Below are 18,953 nucleotides of genomic sequence, written 5' to 3'. Positions count from 1 at the left end.
AACAGCTTGCCCCGTGAATTCACCAGTAAATTACGAGAAATCACCAGTACCCTACCCGAATTCAACAATAGGCCCCCAAAAAATTCAACAGCAGCAACACCGGAAGATTGAAAAAACAAGTTCCAAATTAGACATGTCATATAAACTGCGGACAAGTCATACATTTTACTGAGTGGACAATCCGAGTTTTTTCGGAAGGGGGGAGTAGTTTGAAAGATCGAAGGAAAGAAGTCTTGAAGCGGATTGAAAAACGCAAGAAATATAAACGATCCTATCCGCCTAAAACGATAGAAAGTGAAAGAAATGTGAAGACTCCAGTATTTCCAGAGTACCAAGAACAACATGACTTTACTTGGTTTTCCATGAATGAAGGAATGAAAAACACTGAACATCCGTTATTTAATCGAGAAATATTCTTATTTAAAATATTGGCTTCAGCTTGCTTGGTCCTTATTGTGGCCATTGCGTTCAAAAATCAATCACAACAGCTGGAACCGGTCCGTTCAACAGTGACGCAAATAATGGAAAAAGAATTCCAATTTGCCATGGTTGCGGACTGGTATGAAGATACATTTGGTAAACCGTTAGCACTTTTCCCGGAGAAGGCACCAAATAAAAAAGAAGCGCCGGCTAAATATGCACTTCCGGCTAACGGGGTAATTCTAGAAGACTTTCAAGCGGATAATCAAGGCGTTACAATTCAAACGGTAAAAGGAGAAGCAGTCGAGGCAATTCAAAGCGGTGTTGTGAAATTTGCCGGTGTTGATAAAGAATTTGGAAAAACAATCATTATTCAACATCCGGATCAATCGGAAACTTGGTATGGACAGTTGGGGGAAATCAAAGTAAAAGCCTATGATAAAGTTCAAGCAGGCGATCAAATAGGTATCGTCTCATCAAAAGAAAACGAAACAACAGGCGAGTTTTATTTTGCCATTAAACAAGATGAAAAATTTATTGACCCTGTTCAGGTGATTAAGTTTGAATAAATGGCTCCGACTCCTGACCCAAATCCATATACATCCATTGCTTTGGCTTATTGTTGCAATTGCCGTAATAACTGCACGCTTTCAAGAACTGTTGCTGTTAATTGTTATTGTTCTGATTCATGAATTAGGCCATGCTGCGGCCGCTTCTTTTTTTTCATGGAGAATTAAGAACATTATCCTTTTACCATTTGGTGGAGTTTTAGAAACAGATGAACATGGAAATCGACCGATTAAAGAGGAGTTCATTGTCACAGTCTGTGGACCGGCTCAGCACGTTTGGATGATGATTTCCGCCTTTCTTTTTCATGAATGTCAAATAATCGGAGACAGAATATATACTGATTTTATCAACTATAACTTTATGATTTTGATATTTAATTGTTTGCCAATTATGCCTTTGGATGGAGGGAAAATCGTCTATTTGCTTTTTACCAAATATTATCCGTTCCATATTGCCTTGAAACGTTCGATTATTCTGTCACTTTTGTTCTTGTTCATATATTGTTCCGTTATTCTTATCGTTTTTCCTTTCCATTTAAACGGTTGGGTAATTGCCATCTTCTTATTTCTATCTTTACATAACGAATGGAAAGACCGTCCGTATACGTGGATGCGGTTTTTAATTGAACGATATCATCGACCGCCCGATGAAGTGGGTCGTATAAAAAAGATCTATGCAAAAAAAGACGACTTACTTTCAAGCGCCATCGGAAAATTCCAGCGGGGAACCGGTCATCAAATTATTGTTATCGATGCAGGAAAACAGGTTGCCATCATTCCGGAGAAAAAAATTTTACAATATTATTTTGAAAAATCTCCTGTCCAGTTGAAATTGGAGGATTTACTTTATTAAAATGGAGAAGAGTTCAATGATATAAGAAGGATTGTGAAAATGAAACGATTACTAATCAATGCAAGAGAATCAGAAAAAAGAATGGCACTAATTGAGGATAAGCAAATCCAAAGACTGTATATTGAGCAACCGGAACAACAATCATTGCTCAGGAATATATATATTGGCATTGTTGAAAAAATCATGCCTAGTATGGATGCCGCTTTTATCAATATTGGAAAAGGAAAAAAGGGTTATTTACAACTGTCACAAAGTCCGGCAAATATGGAAAAAGATGACTCTATCAGGTCCCTGCCTAGAGTAAACCAAAGTGATAAAATGATTGTCCAAGTTATTAAAGATGAAACCGATACAAAATATTACCGTTTGACGAGAAATATCGAACTTAGTGATGAGATGATCGTTTATATGCCATATGGGTATTATGTTGCCGCATCGAAAAAATTACCGAATGACGTAAGAAACCAACTTAAAATGTGGGCTGTGGAGACAAAGAAAGAAGCGGAAGGCATTTTGTTCCGTACCCGCGCTGAAAAATTAACGAAGGAAGAATTTGTCACCCGTCTCAATCAATTAAGAGCGGAGTTTCAACAACTTGAAAAACTTGCCGGTCATTTGAAAGCTCCTGCGCCAATAGTGGAGAAGAACTTGTTTTTTGAGGAAATAAAAAAGATTTATGACAAGGAAGAATTTACAGAGATAATCTGTGATGATTCAAACCTGTTCCGGCAACTGAAAACGGATTGGGAAAATCGCTGTCAACTAACGAATTATAAAGGGAAAGAGAATATTTTTTCCCATTTTATGTTGGATGATCAACTGGACACATTGCATAAAAGGGTAGTATGGCTTGATAATGGTGCAAATATTGTCATTGAGGAAAATGAAGCTTTTACGGTAATCGATGTAAATACCGCTAAATCACCGAGTTATAAGTTGAAAAGGGATACCATCATGACAACGAACCGATTGGCCGCTAAGGAAATTGCTAGGCAGGTCCGCCTCCGTAATATCGGTGGGAATATCCTCATTGATTTTATTAATATGCGGGATGAAAAAGATAGGAAGGCAATCATTCAGCTTTTAAAAGAAGAATTTGTCCGGGATTATGAGCGAACAATTATTTACGGTTTTACGGCTTTAGGTATTTTGGAAATGTCGAGGAAAAGAACGAAACCGAGTCTTTTGAACCAAATGACGGTACCGTGCGCAGCTTGTCATGGTACCGGTTTTGTTGAATCAGCTGCTACAATCGCCTTTCGCTTAGAGCGGGAATTATGGGCGTTTAAAAACAAAGATTTTTCGGAAGTTGTTATAGAAGCAACAGAAGACATCATTGACTACTTTAGTGGGGAATATAAACACCATCTCGAAAATTTAGAGAAAACCTTGCATTTTCTTATCAAATTTGAACAAGTGCAATTTCACAAGCCGCACTATTATATTAAAAGATTTGTCCGGTGATGCGCACCGTAACGATTTTTTATGGATTGACATGTTTGTTTTATTATTGCTATCTTATCAAATCTGAACTAGTGGAATTTCACAAGCCACACGATTATATTAAAAGATTTGTCCGGTGATATATGTACCAAAACGATTTTTAATGGATTGACATGTTTGTTTTATTATGATAGTATTCATATGTTATGGTTTGTAGCACCCGTGCTACAACCGCTCGTATTCGGTTTAAGATTTTGCAAATTGTGCAAAACACCGAATGGCGGCGAGTCTGAGTCTATAGAGGAGGTGCAATTATGTACGCGATTATTGAAACTGGCGGTAAACAACTTAAAGTTGAAGAAGGTCAATCGATTTATGTTGAAAAATTAAACGCAGCTGACGGTGAAACAGTAACTTTTGATAAAGTATTGTTCATCGGTGGCGAAAATGTTAAAGTTGGTGCTCCTTTTGTCGAAGGTGCTACGGTTACTGGTAAAGTAGAAAAACACGGTCGTCAAAAGAAAATTATTGTTTTCAAATATAAAGCGAAGAAAAACTATCGTAAAAAACAAGGTCATCGTCAACCTTATACAAAAGTTACGATTGAAAAAATTCAAGGCTAGGGCGACTGACAAATGATAAAAGTCACCATCAATCTAACGTCCGATCACAAAATTGCAGCCTTTACTGTTGAAGGTCATGCGAATTTTGATAAATACGGATCAGATGTTGTTTGTGCAGGGGTTTCTGCGGTGACAATCGGTACACTAAATGCAGTGGAATCCTTGGCAGGTGTTGTTCCGGATGTCGAACAAGGCGGTAAAGGAGGCTATCTCCATTGGCAAGTGCCGGAATTACCGAAAGAAACCGATGATAAAGTACAGCTTCTCCTTCAAGGAATGGTTGTCGCTTTACAATCAATTAAGGATAGTTACAGTGATTATATAAAAATTTCTTTCAAATAGTAGGAGGTGGAACAAATGCTAAGAATGGATCTTCAATTTTTTGCGTCTAAAAAAGGGGTAGGTTCGACAAAGAACGGTCGTGACTCCATTGCGAAACGTCTTGGTGCAAAACGTGCGGACGGTCAATTTGTAACGGGCGGTTCTATCCTTTATCGTCAACGCGGAACAAAAATCTATCCGGGTGAAAATGTAGGTCGCGGCGGCGATGATACATTATTTGCAAAAGTTGATGGTGTTGTCCGTTTCGAACGTATGGGACGCGACAAGAAAAAAGTCAGTGTATACCCGGTAGCAAAAGAAGCGTAAGTGGTAGCGGACTTCTAGAAAGGTCAGACAGCTGCAAACATTCTGCCAAGACTGTTTGTTTCGCGTGTCTGGCCTTTTGTATTTTGTCCTTCCTTTAGCATATTCACCGGAAAAATTTGTTTATGTTATACTTATGGTTAGCACCAAAACATATTTTCTAATAAAGCTAGTGACCATTAGACTTACATATAGAGGGAATTTTTAGCAAAAACTAGGCGGAAATTTTTGGAGATTGTAACTAGGGAAAAAGATAAGTACAAATGCAAGAGCATCTAGCGAAGACGAGGGTTAAGCGGCATACCTTGCATAGAAACAAAGAAAAGTACATCCGCGAAAGCATCCAACGAGGACAAGCTTAACAGGACCAAACATACATAGAAACAGAGTGAAGAAAGGTTGAGGGGAAGTATGCGGGAATGGAATGTGATAGAGGTTTTACGGCATGCACGACATGATTGGTTGAACAGACTACAATTAATAAAAGGTTATATTGCCCTGGGAAATCTTGAAAAAGTTGATGAAATTATGAATGAAATTATCCATGCAGCCGAGCAGGAATCAAAATTATCCAATTTGACATTATCTAAATTTGTTTCTTTACTACTCACTTTTAATTGGGAACAGCATTCATTTGTTTTACATTATGAAGTATCAAGTCCTCGGAAATTAACCAATTTTAATGATGAAAAAATTTTTCAATGGTTCTCTAACTTGTTTCAGATCATTGACGACTATGCCGATCCAAATGTGCAAAATGATTTATACATAGAAATGAATTTGGAAGAAGATGTACTGTGTTTCTTTATTGAATTCTATGGAATAATAAAAGAGTCAGAAGCAATAAAGCAATTTTTACATAAACAAACACCGAGCTTTTCAATAAACAGCGTAAATATCAATCCAGAAGCTTTATCTTTTGAAATAAAAATTCATGGTGAATAACGTCGTTAAGCATATGTTTTTCATGGAAGGAGATATTCAATGTTTGTCGATCAAGTAAAAATTTATGTTAAAGGTGGCGACGGTGGAAACGGAATGGTTGCTTTCCGTCGCGAAAAATATGTCCCAAAAGGTGGTCCGGCCGGTGGAGATGGCGGGAAAGGCGGAAATGTTATCTTTATTGTTGATGAAGGACTGCGCACATTAATGGATTTTCGTTATCAACGTCATTTCAAAGCGACAAAAGGAGAAAATGGTCGCTCAAAAAGTCAGCACGGAAAAAATGCTGAAGATTTGGTTGTAAAAGTTCCCCCGGGTACTGTTGTAAAAGATGATGATACGGGTGAGGTAATTGCTGACCTTGTTCGTCATGGCGAGCGGGCAGTCATTGCAAAAGGCGGTCGCGGCGGCAGAGGGAATATCCGATTTGCTACGTCAAGAAACCCCGCTCCGGAAATTGCGGAAAATGGAGAACCGGGGCAAGAACGGTATATTGTTTTGGAATTAAAAGTATTAGCAGATGTTGGTCTCGTTGGATTTCCCAGTGTCGGAAAGTCAACGCTTTTATCGATTGTATCTTCGGCAAGACCAAAAATTGCCGAATACCATTTTACGACGATTGTGCCGAATTTAGGTGTCGTTGAAACAGAAGATGGAAGAAGTTTTGTTATGGCTGATTTGCCGGGATTGATTGAAGGGGCGCATCAGGGTGCAGGGCTAGGACTTCAATTTTTACGCCATATTGAACGGACAAGGGTCATTGTCCACGTCATTGATATGGGTGCTGTGGAAGGGCGCGATCCATACCAAGATTTTTTAACGATTAATAAGGAATTAAAGGAATATAATTTGCGTTTAACCGAACGTCCTATGATGATTGCGGCCAATAAAATGGATATGCCCGGTGCGGAAGAAAATCTGGAAAAATTTAAGGAACAATTACAGGAAGATATTCCGATTTTCCCAATTTCGGCAGTTACCCAAAGCGGGATTCGTGAATTGCTTTTTGCGATTGCCGATACGTTGGAGAACACACCTGAATTCCCGCTCCACCATGTAGAAGAAGATGAAACGATAAACCGTGTTGTTTATAAACATGAAAAAGCTGAACAAGATTTTATCATTACCAGGGATCCGGATGGGGTATTTGTTTTAAGTGGAGAAAAAATTGAAAAGTTGTTCAAGATGACTGATTTCACCCATGATGAATCGGTTCGGCGTTTTTCCAGACAATTGCGCGGCATGGGTGTAGATGATGCACTTCGGGAGCGCGGGGCAAAGGATGGCGATATCGTCCGTTTGCTTGATTTTGAGTTTGAGTTTATTGAATAGCTGAAAAACTGTCTTCATTTTGGGCAATTAATCCAGATTGAAGGCAGTTTTTTATTTTGGTAAAATCAATGGGACATTTTCGGGCAAAAGTTACTTAGTTTTTGTGAAAACCTCCACAAATTAACGACAACACGTCCTCGCTGTCCGAGTTAGCTTTTGATGAAAATCTGCACAAATCAACAGCAACACGTCTTCGTTGTCCGGGCAATACTTACTTAGCTTTTGATGAAAACCCGGTAAACAGAAAACAGGTAATTGCTGCAACGGTAGTCACCAAAATGGCCATCATTAAACCTAGTGCAGCCATAAACAGATCTTGTCCGGGATAATCAGGTTTCAGCGTGATGAACCAATAAACAAATACGATGGTTAAAAGAATATAAAAACTACTGCCAACAGCTCCCATAATCAACTGATCTCGTTTTGTTCCGCTCCATGCTTTGTTAAATAAAATCCATGCATATAAACTTATTAAGACAGCGGAAACCATCACAAAAAAATGTAAATAGGGAATCAAGAAATACATCAAGAGAAAAAGTATGAAAACGGTTATGGAAAAGAAAACCGCATTGACGGCAAATATAAACAGGCCGGCAAGCCATGGATTTTGATACCAAGCCCAATGGCTAAGAGTCCTGGTAATTTTATTCTTATCATTAACCATTGCTAATATTGGTCTTTTTAAAAGTTGAACAAGCAGTATCCCTATGAATCCTAATATAAATAGAAAAGTAAAACTCATATTATATTCCTCCTGATAACCTTATAATGGGGGGGTCAATCTCATTTCCCGCCTCTGAAAAATTTTTTCTTAATTATATTATAGATGCCTATTTATTGAATAACAATAAATTTTTATTGAATTGGGTTATATTTTTTCTGTTTTATAGACTTGTTTGATGATAAAGGTATTCAAGAGGTCTTGTAACGTAGAATCAAGAACCGCCTTATTTTTTCAAACAATCTTTAAATATCCGCCCTTGCGACATAAATATTTCGGTATATTCATAAGTTTATACGAGAATGAATGGCAATTTGCCCATTGTTTCATACAATATATAGCGAGTTTAGATTAGGAGGGGAAATGAGTGAGGATTCACATTGTCCAAAAAGGAGATACACTGTGGAAGATTGCCCAAAAATATGGCGTCGACTTCAATCAGCTAAAAAGTATGAACACCCATTTATCGAATCCGGACCAAATAATGCCCGGAATGAAAATTAAGGTTCCCACCAATAGTGGAATGGTAAAAAAAGAAATGCCGGTTAAAGAGGTGCCAATTAATAAAGAAGCTCCAATTACTGAACACCCTTTTGCCCAAATAAAACCACCAACAATTCCTGTTGACGAACCGGTGAAAATGTTTGAACAACCAAAAGAAATTATTAAAGAAGTTCCAAAGCCGATTTATATGCCGAAACCGCCACAACCGATTATTCCGGAAATAGATATTAATAATTATTATATGGTCAACATGGCAAAAATGAACATCGAACAGCAACAACCGGTCCAGCAAGTTGAGATTCCTGTTTTTGAAAAAGAAGGACCGATCAAAGAAATGCCGGAACCACCGGAAATGGAAGAACCGATTAAAGAAGCTCCGGAAATGATTCATCCAAAAATGGCTCAACCGCCAATGATGATGCAACCAATGTATCCATGTTCGCCGTGTATACCGATGACACCTGTTTTACCTGGTTCGGGATTGCCGTGTATGCCGTTAACTCCGGTTATTTATTCGCCATGCCATCAACCTATTCATCATGGTTTCCCATTTGCCTATCAACCTATGATGCAAGGTTTTACCGGACCAATGATGCAAGGAGCCGACCCGCAGATGGGAATGGGTGGTTTTGCCCCGGGTATGATGCAAGGAAGCGATCCGCAGATGGGGATGGGTGGTTTCGACCCGGGTATGATGCAAGGAAGCGATCCTCAAATGATGATGCCTCCCCATGGGATGAGCGGTTTCGACCCGAACGTGATGCAAGGTGCGGATTCACAAATGATGATGCCGATGCAGCCTAGTTGTCAGCAAATGATGGGAAGTTTTGACCCATCCACGATGCAACCGATGGCACAAGGGATGGACCAGCAAATGATGATGGACTCAATGGATCAAAGTGGATTCCAACCGATGATGTCACCGGGTATGGGAACTTACCAACAATCAACCGGAATGCCAATGGGAACCGGACAAATAAATTGGGATGATGATGGAATGGACTTGGATGATAATCAAGATGGTTCAACACTTTATCAAACTCCTATGACTGAGCATATGCAAAATCCAATGAGTGTTCCTGACCAAGCTCCGTATTCAATGCCATTAACGACAAATCCAATGCTGCAACCTTCTTTCACCCCGATGATGCACCCAGCTTTCCCAATGACACAACAAACAAGTCCAATGATGCAACCAACGTATCCTATGGGTCAACAACCATATCCAATGATGCAACCGATGTTTGATATGCCGGGACAGGGTGATTGCGGCTGTGGTGCACCACCTTTTGCCTTACCTCAAACCGGACCAATGGCAGGAGCAATGCCTTATCAAGCACCAATCGGATACACAGAACCAATGCAGTCGGGACATCCGTTTGGTCAAGGGTTTGGTAATATGCCCGGAATGGATATGGCAAACATGTATCAAACCATGCCGATGGGAATGGGATTTCCCGCAACTGGTGATATGACAGGTCAAATGTCCTATGATGAAATGGGAACCAATCAAAGAGACGAATTCGATGAAGACGATGAATAAAATTAATGCAAAAATCAGTGAGACCCAAACCCTCACTGATTTTTTACAATTATAAAACTTTCCAATAATAAGCTTAAGTTTTGCACCTTAGAAAACCAATCAATCGGCGAACACCAATTTCGTCACCATTTTGAGGTGAAAAACGCCTTATTTTGACGACGAGACCAATTTTCGTCGTCGTTTTTGGACGGAAAGCTTCATTTTTTGGCGACGAGATCCATTCTCGTCACTGTTTTGAGTCGAAAAACACCAACTTTTGGCGACGAAACCAATTCTCGTCGCCGTTTTGAAGTCGAAAACGCCCTTTTTTGGCGACGAGAGTAAATCTCGTCACCATTTGGAGCCGAAAAACTCCCTATTTTGGCGACGAAACCAATTCTCGTCGTCGTTTTGAAGTGAGAAACGCCCTATTTTGGCGACGAGAGTAAATCTCGTCACCATTTTGAGGTGAGAAACGCTTCTTTTTGGCGACGAGACCAAATCTCGTCACCATTTTGAGTCGAAAAACTCCCTATTTTGGCGACGAAACCAAATCTCGTCACCATTTTGAGGTGAGAAACGCTTCTTTTTGGCGACGAGGCCAATTTTCGTCGTCGTTTTTGGACAGAAAGCTTCATTTTTTGGCGACGAGGCCCGTTCTCGTCGTCGTTTTTGGACGGAAAGCTTCATTTTTTGGCGACGAGATCCATTCTCGTCACTGTTTTGAGTCGAAAAACACCAACTTTTGGCGACGAAACCAATTCTCGTCGCCGTTTTGAAGTCGAAAACGCCCTTTTTTGGCGACGAGAGTAAATCTCGTCACCATTTGGAGCCGAAAAACTCCCTATTTTGGCGACGAAACCAATTCTCGTCACCATTTTGAGTCGAGAAACGCCCTTTTTTGACGACGAGATCCATTCTCGTCACTGTTTTGAGTCGAGGAACGCCTTATTTTGACGACGAGACCGAATCTCGTCACCGTTTTGAAGTCGAAAACGCCCTATTTTGACGACGAAACCAATTCTCATCACCATTTGTGGCGGAAAACCCTCTTTTTAGCTACGAAACATCCGCCCGTCTTTGGGATACGAAATTCAAATAACAAATCACATATTATCCCAAAATTGTTCAAGCAAAATTTCAAGAATATTTTTAGCAAGTATAACCGAAATTGTGCTATTATACTTATATATTTAAAAAAGGAAGTGTTTTCCAATGATTCAATTTCCAAAACCGGACGTGGAGAAATTTTTCAGGACATTAACGGTACAAAATTTCATTGTCAGCCCTGATGAAAAACAGCTCGTGATCAGTACAAATTTAAATGGTCACTTCAATTTATGGGCAATGGATCTGCCAAACCAGTTTCCTTATCCACTCACTTTCAAAAATCAAAACGTTCAAGATCTTCATTATGCAAAAACTGGTGAATTTATTATTGCCGGGTTTGATAATGATGGCGATGAAAATACACAGCTTTATGCATTGGCTCCAAATGGCGGCGAACTTGTTCCGCTTAGGGTCAGTGATGGCAACCGACACTTTTTCTCTCATTTAACAAAAGACGGTACCCGACTTTACTATGTTACTACCAGAAATAACGCAACCTACTTAAATACGTACCTATATAACATAGTGACAGGTGAGGAAGAACTTCTTCTTGAAGGAAAAGAGGCTCCGACCTTTTTAGAAGCAGTCAGTCCTGAAGAAAAAAGTTATGTTTACTATAGGCAATATGGAAATACATATGTACTGGCTTTTGTTCATATAGATGGTATGGATTTTTCACTAACGCCGAAAACACCGGATCAACATACTGTCTCCGATTTAGTCTACACATCCGAAACTGAAGTTTATTTTTTAACAGATTATAATGCGGACCTTTCCTATTTAGCAAAATTTGATTTAACAACAAAAGAATTTTCAAAGGTTTTACAAATTGAAAATGAAGATTTCTCGTCAGTGAAGTTTTCTAAGAAGGATCATCTTCTCTATTTACTTGGTTCATACGGGGTAGAAGACCGACTTTATGTGTACGACTTGACAAATGGTGAGCTGAAACAAGTCACAATTCCAACTAGTGTGGTTGAAAAAATTGTGGTCATGGATAGCGGCAAAGTTTATGTGCAAGGTCGATCTTCTACACTGCCTACTAATATATTTATATCCACTGATCAAGGGAAAACTTGGAAAGAATTAACGAAATTCCGGGTACCCGGTGTGGCAGAAGAGGATCTTGTTGAACCTGAGGTAATAAAATATCCTTCCTTCGATGGTTTGGAAATTGAAGCATTATTTTTCCGTGCCAAAAATGAAAATAATAACGGTCATGTTATTTTATGGCCACATGGCGGTCCACAATCGTTGGAAAGAAAATGGTTCCGTTCGATGTTCCAATTCCTGTTGAACCGTGGTTATTCAATTTTTGCACCAAATTTTCGCGGTTCCTCTAATTACGGTCTAAAATTTATGAAGATGGTTGAAGGAGACTGGGGACACGGACCTCGCCTCGATAATATTAAAGGTTTGGAATGGTTAATAAAAAACGGCTATGCAGAACGGGACAAAATTTTATTATTTGGCGGCAGTTACGGTGGTTATATGTCTCTCCTTTTGCATGGTCGTCATGCAGAATACTTTAAAGCTGTTGTCGAATTGTTCGGACCGTCTAATCTCTTCTCCTTTATTGAATCGGTTCCGGATTTCTGGAAGCCGTTTATGGAACAATGGGTGGGCGATCCGGTTAAGGATAAAGAAAGATTGATTGCCGACTCGCCGATTACCTATTTAGACGGCATGACCAAACCAATGCTTGTCATTCAAGGCGCCAATGATCCGCGGGTTGTCAAGGCGGAATCAGATCAGGTAGTTGAAGCATTGCGCGAAAAAGGTCGTGACGTCGAATACATTGTTCTTCCTGATGAAGGTCATGGCTTTTCGAAAAAGGAAAATGAAGTGAAGGTATATACAAAAATACTGGAGTTCTTTGATCGATTTACAAATTAATCTTCTATAGACCGCGCCTGGCATTTTGCTCAGGCGTTTTTTTTATAGCGGTGAAGGACCGAGAATTCCCCCGAGATCGATTCCCGAGACCAAATTTTGCGGTGAAGGACCGAAAATTTCCCTGAGATCATTTCTCGAGACCAAATTCAGGAGTGAAAAACGTCCCCGAGCCAAGTTCTCGATGCCAAATGAATCCTTGTAATTTTGCATATCAAACGACATTTGTTACATGCTAATACTAACAAATCCTTGAATTGAATGAACATGCACGTTTGTATTTTTTAAAAATTGCTCCACAAATGAAATGATTAATGATCAAAAAAATTTTGCGGTCATATGATGTGCCTCTTTTATCGCCTCTCGCTGATAAAATAATTAATGCTTAAAAAATTTTGTGTATATTTAGATAATATTCGCTTGCATCTATATATGCGCAAAATATTGTACTTTTTGCATTACCTTTTTAGAAATACGGACATATGAAGCGAACCATTAGGAGCAAAAAAATGTTTGTAATCAATTATGTTAGAAAACTTAACATAAAAATGTTTCTATGATAAAATAGAAATAATTTAATGGAAAGGATGACCAAAATTGGAAGAAAAGATTGAAAAACTGGTCCAATGGCTGCAAGAACAAGTAAAAAATGCAAATTTGAACGGTTTGGTTGTAGGAATTAGCGGTGGCATCGATTCAGCCGTCGTTGCCCATTTAATCAAACGTGCATTTCCGAATAATTCATTAGGTGTTATTATGCCATGTAAAAGCAATCCAAAAGACGTGGAAGATGCAATGAAAGTTGTAGAAAGCTCCGGTATAAATTATGTAAAAATCGATTTAACCGAAACGCATAATGTCTTATTCACTGCAATTGAAAAAGAATTAAAAGATAAGGGCGAGTGGGATAAAGAAAAAGCCCGTTTAGGCGACGCAAATATGAGAGCTCGTTTGCGTATGACTACTTTATATGCGGTCGCCAACAATTTTGGTTACCTCGTTACAGGCACAGATAATGCTGCGGAATGGTATACCGGTTATTTTACAAAATATGGCGATGGTGGCGTTGACCTTGTTCCACTTGTCAACTTTACAAAGGGAGAAGTTCGTGAAATGGCCAAAGTTCTCGGTGTGCCAAAAGAGATTATCGAAAAAGCCCCGAGCGCCGGACTTTGGGAAGGTCAAACAGATGAAAATGAAATGGGAACAACCTACGAAATGATCGATAAATATTTAAAAGGGGAAGCTGTCCCTGATAAGGATAAACAAGTAATTGAAAGAATGCATCGAATTTCTGAACATAAAAGAAATTTAGCAGCAAAACCACCAAAATTTTGATAATTGATCAGGAAAACTCGGTCCTGCCTTCGCTAAAAAGCTTGGTTGCCCGAGTTTTCTTTATTAATCATAATATTTTTCAACTTCCGGGTTATTATTTTTTGTCTATGGTCAAAATAATAATAGTATCCAAAGATTTTATTTGAATCGGAGTGAGGATGTTGGGTATCTATCGTATTTTCTTTGTAGGTATAATTTTAACCGGAATTTTTATGGCCAATTCGTCATTTTTAAAACAGGTCGATGCAGAAGACGGTGCAATTAATCAAGATACAATGGTAGTTGTATTAGAACGTCATTATCTTGATGGCGACAAAAGTGAAGAGATTATCATTGAAAATTTGTCCGCATCTGAGATCCAAGAAAAATACGCGGATTGGGTATTGGTACATGTGGATGGAAATCGAATCGTATTTAAAAAGTATGTTGACGATATTTCTCCATTATTGAAATCGAACGGTTTTTTCGGTGTAACTGACGATGGAACTTTATCGATTTTTAATGGAAAACCCGATGTGAACAATGTCATTCACTCATTCTTTCAAATCGATATGGGAAAACTGGAAACAAAAACACAAAAGGAACTTGTTAAAGGGATACCAGTACGGACAAAAGAAGATTTTCTTCATGTTTTGGAGGCCTTTAAACCTTATAGTGTAACGGTTGAAGAATGAGGGGAAAGGACATTTTTTAAAAAAAGTGCAGGCAGCTAAATAGTTTTTGTGAACTATTTGTGAAATATATCACAAAAGATTGTTTTCTTCATGGAATTCGATATAATTTAAATTGAAACAAGTAAGCAAAACCAAAAAATAAAGCGGTTACATTTTTGATCTATCTCCTTGTTTCATCCTTTTCTTCGTCTCTAAAAAGCGGGGGTATGGATAGATAGATTAAGCAGCATGATTATATTCCTTATCTTTGATTGGGACAAAAAAAGTCCTATATGGACAAAAAATCCCACAAAACATCACCATATTTTAAAGGAGGAATTGCAAATGGCAACAAGTGAATTTTATATGCCCACTGTAAACCTTTTTGGCGTAAATAAAGTGCAGGAAGTAGGATCAAGATTAAAGGGTCTCGGGTGTAAGAAGACTCTTATTGTAACAGATGAAGGAATCAAAAGTTTAGGATATGCCGACCAAGTTGCCGGAATTGTTCGGGAAGCCGGTCTGGAAGTTGTCATATATTCAGAAGTAAAACCAAATCCAACCGATAAAAATGTTGAGGCCGGCTTGAAAATATTCACAGAAGAAAATTGTGATTCAATCATTTCTTTAGGCGGCGGTAGTCCCCATGATTGTGCAAAAGGGATTGGTTTAGTTGCGGCAAATGGTGGCACGATTCATGATTATGAAGGTGTTGATCGTTCAGCAAAACCAATGGTACCACTGGCTGCCATTAATACAACTGCCGGTACTGCAAGTGAAATGACGAAATTCACAATTATTACAGATACAAGCAGAAAAGTAAAAATGGCGATTGTTGATAAACATGTAACTCCGAAATTCTCTGTTAATGACCCGATGTTAATGATTGGTATGCCTCCATCTTTAACGGCTGCAACAGGTTTGGATGCGTTAACACATGCAGTAGAAGCATATGTATCAACGGCTGCAACACCAATTACGGATGCTTGTGCATTAAAAGCAATTGAAATTATTCCTGAATTTTTGCCGCGTGCATTTGCAAATGGTCAAGATTTGGAAGCACGTGAACAAATGATTTATGCTCAATATTTAGCTGGTATGGCTTTCAACAATGCTTCTTTAGGGTATGTTCACGCCATTGCACACCAATTCGGCGGATTCTATGATTTGCCTCATGGTGTATGTAATGCCATACTTTTACCGCATGTATCCAGATTCAATCTTGTAGCTCGTCCGGATCGTTTCCGTAATATCGCTATTGCACTGGGTGAAAATGTAAAAGACTTAAGCACATATGAAGCTGCAGAAAAAGCAATTGCCACAATTGAACGACTGGCAAGAGATATGAATATTCCGAATGGATTTAAAGAATTAGGTGCAAAAGAAGAAGATATTCCGGTTTTGGCTGAACATGCGATGGCAGATGCTTGTGCAGCAACAAACCCGCGTAAGGCAAAACTTGAAGAAGTTATGGAAATTATCCGTCAAGCAATGTGATATTAAAGTGTGAAAACTCGTGCGCCCGAGCGTTTAGTCGATTCGAATCGAGCGCTTGCGGGCTATAATATTACTACTTGATTCTTCAATTTTTTGGTGGAAGTCCTAAAGCTCGTTAATAGAGGTTAAATTGTATTGATTGTAAGCAATTACCATTAAAGCAGTGGAGGGATTGTTATGAAATTAAAAGATAAAGTAGCCATTGTCACAGGAGCAAGTGCCGGCATCGGAAAAGCAACTGCAGAACTTTTTGTAAAAGAAGGTGCGAAAGTTGTTTTAACGGATATTAAGGAAGCTGAAGGTCAAAAAGTCGCTTCTGAAATTGACAGCGAAGCCATTTTTATTAAACATGATGTAGCAAAAGAAGAAGACTGGATTCATGTAGTCAACACAACGATCGACAAGTTTGGCAAAATCGATATTTTAGTCAATAATGCCGGTGTTTACTATATTAGTCCGCTTGCAGAAATCACATTGGAAAAATGGAATTGGCTAATGTCGATTAATGTAACCGGTGTCTTCCTCGGAATGAAACATGTTTTACCTCATATGGCTAAAAATAAAACAGGCTCAGTAATCAATCTTTCTTCTATCGCCGGATTAGGTGGTGCACCGGGACATGCATTGTATGGAGCCAGTAAAGGTGCAGTACGGATCATGACAAAAGATGTGGCAACCGAATATGGTCCATTTAATGTACGTGTAAATTCAGTTCATCCTTCCTATATCAAAACAGCTATGGCTTCGTACGGGGCTGAAACGGCACAAACATCAATTGATGAACTAGGAAAAGACTATCCGTTACGAAGAATCGGTAATCCTGAAGAAGTTGCTGCTACTTGCTTATTCTTAGCTTCAGATGACTCTTCATTTATTACCGGTCAGGAAATTGTCGTCGATGGTGGAGTCACTGCAGCATTGTAAACTGGGGATAAGGGAGAAGATAATCTGTAAAGAAAAATTCATTATGGCAGTTGGTATTCCGGCAACTTTTGATATTTGTCAGGAAATTGTCAAACCTGGTGGCTATATCGCCAACGCAGGAGTACATGGAAAACCGGTTGAATTCCATTTAGAAAAACTATGGATTTCCAATATAACGTTAACAACCGGACTTGTGAATACATCTACAACACCAATGCTTTTAAAAACAGTTACTTCCAAAAAATTGCAACCGGAACAATTAATTACCCATCGCTTTACATTTGACCAATTTCTAGAAGCGTATGATGTATTTAAGCAAGCTGCTGAAAATGAAGCAATGAAGGTGATTATCTCTAATGAGTAAATAAAAGTGAAAAGACTGTAATGAAACATCAGGATATGATTCTGACAGGTCATGTTCTGGTGTTTTTTTAAATTGGATTTCAGAATGAATTCGGTAGATAAAATATTTTCACGACGGAGTGTTATTACTAGGCAAAAAGTCATTTCTATTGTAGTATTTTTACAAGATGAGTTTGAAATGTATTATGGAAGGAATGCTGAATGAGTGAAAACCATTTCGATTGAAAAATTGGTCCAAGAATTTTCTTTGGAAGTTTTAGAAGGGGAAGATTATTTAAACCGAAAAATATCACAGCCAAGAACCCATCGTCCCGGACTGGAGTTTATTGGCTATTTTGAATATTTTCCAATGGAACAAATTCAAATACTTGGCAAAAAGGAGATTACTTATTTACATAAATTAAGTGATGAAAAGCGGCGATACCATATTGGAAATGTTGTCAAATACCATCCACCTTGCTTTATTGTCACAGCCGGTCAAGAAGGATTAACGTATTTAAAACAATACTGTAAAGAGGAAAGAATCCCGTTATTAAGAACAAATGAGAAAAGCTCAGAGTTTATTGATAAACTGAACAATTATTTAAAAAATAAATTAGCACCTGAGATTGCCATTCATGGTGTGTGTTTAAATGTTTATGGCGTAGGAATTTTATTACGGGGAAAATCCGGAATCGGAAAAAGTGAAACAGCTCATACTCTTATTGGCCGAGGTCATCGTTTAGTTGCTGATGATATTGTTGTGTTGAAAAAAATAAGTTCCAAAACGCTTCTCGGAACCCATAATCGGACAAACAAAGAATTTTTGGCCCTCCGTAGTATTGGTCTTTTAAATATAGCCAAAATTTATGGAAGAAAAGCATTTCAGGAAGAAACAAGAATTGCTCTCGATATTGAATTATGCCGTTGGGAAGACAATGAATTAAATAATCAACTGGAACCAGAACTGACGTATACAGACTATTTAGGGGTGAAAATTCCCCATATTGAAATCCAATTGCAACCTGGTCGGGATGTGGCTGGTTTAGTGGAGGCTGCTTGCACGAATTGGTATTTATTTCAGCAAGGATATAATGCCGCAGAGGAGTTTTTTGAACGGATACAGAACGAATTGAAGGATCAAGAAAACGAATAGGTAATAAATGTAAAGAAAATTATGTGCTAATAAATTTCACTTGAGTTTTGCACCTTGGAAAACCAATAAATTGGCAAAACCCATTGTCATTACCGTTTTGAGGCGAGGAATGGCTCTCGTCGGCAAATTTGAGTGCGGAGATCTTATTTTTGTCGACGATTCCCAACCTCGTCACCGATTTTGTGAGAGCCTCATTTTTGTCGACGATTCCTAATCTCGTCACCGATTTGGGGGAAATTCCCTTTTTGCCGACGTTTTTAAGGTTTAGCGAAAGTTCACAGCCATCATAGTTGGTATCTTGAAAATAGTCAACAAAGCACTTCACTTTTCAAATAATGAAAAATCTTTAAAAACCCCCCTGAATATATGTCTGAATTTTTACTGAATCATATTAATTATTGAGGATTTGTGAACGGAGTCGCTTCGTAATAGCGCTTCCAACCAGATGTGAACGATTACAATCAAT

19 protein-coding genes, 1 pseudogene and 1 other annotated feature are annotated in these 18,953 nt (G+C 38.6%); of the genes and pseudogenes, 16 read left to right on the top strand and 4 right to left on the bottom strand.

Annotated elements, in window-relative coordinates; all coding sequences use genetic code 11:
* The first annotated feature begins 209 nt into the window (after positions 1-209).
* The 8 genes from NSQ14_RS12370 to obgE all read left to right on the top strand — a co-directional run bounded on the left by NSQ14_RS12370 (position 210) and on the right by obgE (position 6,827).
* Positions 210-989, top strand: a complete 780-nt coding sequence (locus NSQ14_RS12370) for a M23 family metallopeptidase (protein WP_346216413.1) — start codon at positions 210-212, stop codon at positions 987-989.
* Positions 982-1,842, top strand: coding sequence for a M50 family metallopeptidase (locus NSQ14_RS12365; protein ID WP_346216412.1), 861 nt, complete (start codon positions 982-984; stop codon positions 1,840-1,842). Before NSQ14_RS12370 ends, NSQ14_RS12365 begins: the two co-directional genes overlap by 8 nt.
* 39 nt (positions 1,843-1,881) lie before the next feature.
* Positions 1,882-3,306 carry a ribonuclease E/G gene (locus tag NSQ14_RS12360; protein ID WP_346216411.1) on the top strand — a complete coding sequence of 475 codons (1,425 nt, stop codon included), beginning with the start codon at positions 1,882-1,884 and terminating at the stop codon, positions 3,304-3,306.
* Positions 3,307-3,504: 198 nt separating this feature from the next.
* Positions 3,505-3,586: a sequence feature (ribosomal protein L21 leader region), on the top strand.
* 13 nt (positions 3,587-3,599) lie between these two features.
* The gene (gene rplU, locus NSQ14_RS12355) at positions 3,600-3,908 is read left to right on the top strand and encodes a 50S ribosomal protein L21 (RefSeq protein ID WP_034771382.1); all 309 of its coding nucleotides are present in this window, start codon (positions 3,600-3,602) and stop codon (positions 3,906-3,908) included.
* Positions 3,909-3,920: 12 nt separating this feature from the next.
* Positions 3,921-4,250, top strand: coding sequence for a ribosomal-processing cysteine protease Prp (locus tag NSQ14_RS12350; RefSeq protein WP_041844868.1), 330 nt, complete (start codon positions 3,921-3,923; stop codon positions 4,248-4,250).
* Positions 4,251-4,265: 15 nt separating this feature from the next.
* Positions 4,266-4,556 carry a 50S ribosomal protein L27 gene (rpmA, locus tag NSQ14_RS12345; RefSeq protein WP_034771380.1) on the top strand — a complete coding sequence of 97 codons (291 nt, stop codon included), beginning with the start codon at positions 4,266-4,268 and terminating at the stop codon, positions 4,554-4,556.
* A 408-nt stretch (positions 4,557-4,964) separates the two neighbouring features.
* Positions 4,965-5,498 (top strand): Spo0B C-terminal domain-containing protein, encoded by a 534-nt coding sequence (locus NSQ14_RS12340; protein ID WP_346216410.1) that lies wholly within the window; start codon positions 4,965-4,967, stop codon positions 5,496-5,498.
* Positions 5,499-5,537: 39 nt separating this feature from the next.
* Positions 5,538-6,827, top strand: a complete 1,290-nt coding sequence (gene obgE / locus NSQ14_RS12335) for a GTPase ObgE (protein WP_346216409.1) — start codon at positions 5,538-5,540, stop codon at positions 6,825-6,827.
* Between the two features lie 211 nt (positions 6,828-7,038).
* On the opposite strand, the gene NSQ14_RS12330 is transcribed toward obgE, so the two are convergent.
* A complete protein-coding gene (locus NSQ14_RS12330) occupies positions 7,039-7,569 on the bottom strand; it encodes a hypothetical protein (protein ID WP_346216408.1) in 531 nt (176 codons plus the stop codon).
* A 346-nt stretch (positions 7,570-7,915) separates the two neighbouring features.
* Here NSQ14_RS12330 and safA point away from each other — a divergent pair, with 346 nt between their 5' ends.
* On the top strand, positions 7,916-9,595 hold the full coding sequence (gene safA / locus NSQ14_RS12325) for a SafA/ExsA family spore coat assembly protein (RefSeq protein ID WP_346216407.1): 1,680 nt from the start codon (positions 7,916-7,918) through the stop codon (positions 9,593-9,595).
* 355 nt (positions 9,596-9,950) lie between these two features.
* Here the strand turns inward: safA and NSQ14_RS12320 are convergent, their stop codons facing one another.
* From NSQ14_RS12320 to NSQ14_RS12310, 3 genes are read right to left on the bottom strand one after another with little or no spacing between them, the layout of a single operon-like run.
* A complete protein-coding gene (locus tag NSQ14_RS12320) occupies positions 9,951-10,088 on the bottom strand; it encodes a hypothetical protein (RefSeq protein WP_346216406.1) in 138 nt (45 codons plus the stop codon).
* Entirely contained in the window at positions 10,082-10,264 is a 183-nt protein-coding gene (locus NSQ14_RS12315; RefSeq protein WP_346216405.1) for a hypothetical protein, read from the bottom strand. Before NSQ14_RS12315 ends, NSQ14_RS12320 begins: the two co-directional genes overlap by 7 nt.
* Positions 10,261-10,452: a hypothetical protein gene (locus NSQ14_RS12310; RefSeq protein WP_346216404.1), complete on the bottom strand. Its 192-nt coding sequence runs from the start codon at positions 10,450-10,452 to the stop codon at positions 10,261-10,263. Before NSQ14_RS12310 ends, NSQ14_RS12315 begins: the two co-directional genes overlap by 4 nt.
* 337 nt (positions 10,453-10,789) lie before the next feature.
* On the opposite strand from NSQ14_RS12310, the gene NSQ14_RS12305 reads away from it, so the two are divergent.
* The 7 genes and pseudogenes from NSQ14_RS12305 (at position 10,790) to hprK (ending at position 18,487) form a co-directional block, all read left to right on the top strand.
* Positions 10,790-12,580 carry a S9 family peptidase gene (locus tag NSQ14_RS12305; RefSeq protein ID WP_346216403.1) on the top strand — a complete coding sequence of 597 codons (1,791 nt, stop codon included), beginning with the start codon at positions 10,790-10,792 and terminating at the stop codon, positions 12,578-12,580.
* Between the two features lie 594 nt (positions 12,581-13,174).
* Positions 13,175-13,915 (top strand): NAD(+) synthase, encoded by a 741-nt coding sequence (nadE, locus tag NSQ14_RS12300; RefSeq protein ID WP_251249907.1) that lies wholly within the window; start codon positions 13,175-13,177, stop codon positions 13,913-13,915.
* Between the two features lie 161 nt (positions 13,916-14,076).
* The gene (locus NSQ14_RS12295) at positions 14,077-14,589 is read left to right on the top strand and encodes a BofC C-terminal domain-containing protein (protein WP_051989113.1); all 513 of its coding nucleotides are present in this window, start codon (positions 14,077-14,079) and stop codon (positions 14,587-14,589) included.
* A 324-nt stretch (positions 14,590-14,913) separates the two neighbouring features.
* Positions 14,914-16,065, top strand: coding sequence for an iron-containing alcohol dehydrogenase (locus tag NSQ14_RS12290; protein ID WP_346216402.1), 1,152 nt, complete (start codon positions 14,914-14,916; stop codon positions 16,063-16,065).
* 177 nt (positions 16,066-16,242) lie between these two features.
* A complete protein-coding gene (locus tag NSQ14_RS12285; RefSeq protein WP_034771363.1) occupies positions 16,243-16,989 on the top strand; it encodes an SDR family NAD(P)-dependent oxidoreductase in 747 nt (248 codons plus the stop codon).
* 46 nt (positions 16,990-17,035) lie between these two features.
* Positions 17,036-17,353, top strand: a pseudogene (locus NSQ14_RS12280) (alcohol dehydrogenase); the annotation flags it as partial.
* Between the two features lie 204 nt (positions 17,354-17,557).
* Positions 17,558-18,487 carry an HPr(Ser) kinase/phosphatase gene (gene hprK, locus NSQ14_RS12275; protein ID WP_328186486.1) on the top strand — a complete coding sequence of 310 codons (930 nt, stop codon included), beginning with the start codon at positions 17,558-17,560 and terminating at the stop codon, positions 18,485-18,487.
* The last annotated feature ends 466 nt before the right edge of the window (positions 18,488-18,953 follow it).

The sequence above is a fragment of the Caldifermentibacillus hisashii genome, from assembly GCF_039654145.1.
Lineage (GTDB): Bacteria > Bacillota > Bacilli > Bacillales > Caldibacillaceae > Caldifermentibacillus > Caldifermentibacillus hisashii.
Note: the sequence above shows the minus strand (reverse complement) of the source record. Positions and strands in the feature narration are given on the sequence as shown.

Coding starts and splice junctions, on each gene's coding strand:
- NSQ14_RS12310 (WP_346216404.1), bottom strand. CDS start 10,452: ATGGTGACGAGAATTGGTTTCGTCGCCAAAATAGGGAGTTTTTCGGCT.
- NSQ14_RS12360 (WP_346216411.1), top strand. CDS start 1,882: ATGAAACGATTACTAATCAATGCAAGAGAATCAGAAAAAAGAATGGCA.
- NSQ14_RS12315 (WP_346216405.1), bottom strand. CDS start 10,264: ATGAAGCTTTCCGTCCAAAAACGACGACGAGAACGGGCCTCGTCGCCA.
- NSQ14_RS12330 (WP_346216408.1), bottom strand. CDS start 7,569: ATGAGTTTTACTTTTCTATTTATATTAGGATTCATAGGGATACTGCTT.
- NSQ14_RS12320 (WP_346216406.1), bottom strand. CDS start 10,088: ATGGTGACGAGATTTGGTCTCGTCGCCAAAAAGAAGCGTTTCTCACCT.
- NSQ14_RS12285 (WP_034771363.1), top strand. CDS start 16,243: ATGAAATTAAAAGATAAAGTAGCCATTGTCACAGGAGCAAGTGCCGGC.
- obgE (WP_346216409.1), top strand. CDS start 5,538: ATGTTTGTCGATCAAGTAAAAATTTATGTTAAAGGTGGCGACGGTGGA.
- rpmA (WP_034771380.1), top strand. CDS start 4,266: ATGCTAAGAATGGATCTTCAATTTTTTGCGTCTAAAAAAGGGGTAGGT.
- NSQ14_RS12350 (WP_041844868.1), top strand. CDS start 3,921: ATGATAAAAGTCACCATCAATCTAACGTCCGATCACAAAATTGCAGCC.
- NSQ14_RS12340 (WP_346216410.1), top strand. CDS start 4,965: ATGCGGGAATGGAATGTGATAGAGGTTTTACGGCATGCACGACATGAT.
- NSQ14_RS12290 (WP_346216402.1), top strand. CDS start 14,914: ATGGCAACAAGTGAATTTTATATGCCCACTGTAAACCTTTTTGGCGTA.
- NSQ14_RS12305 (WP_346216403.1), top strand. CDS start 10,790: ATGATTCAATTTCCAAAACCGGACGTGGAGAAATTTTTCAGGACATTA.
- rplU (WP_034771382.1), top strand. CDS start 3,600: ATGTACGCGATTATTGAAACTGGCGGTAAACAACTTAAAGTTGAAGAA.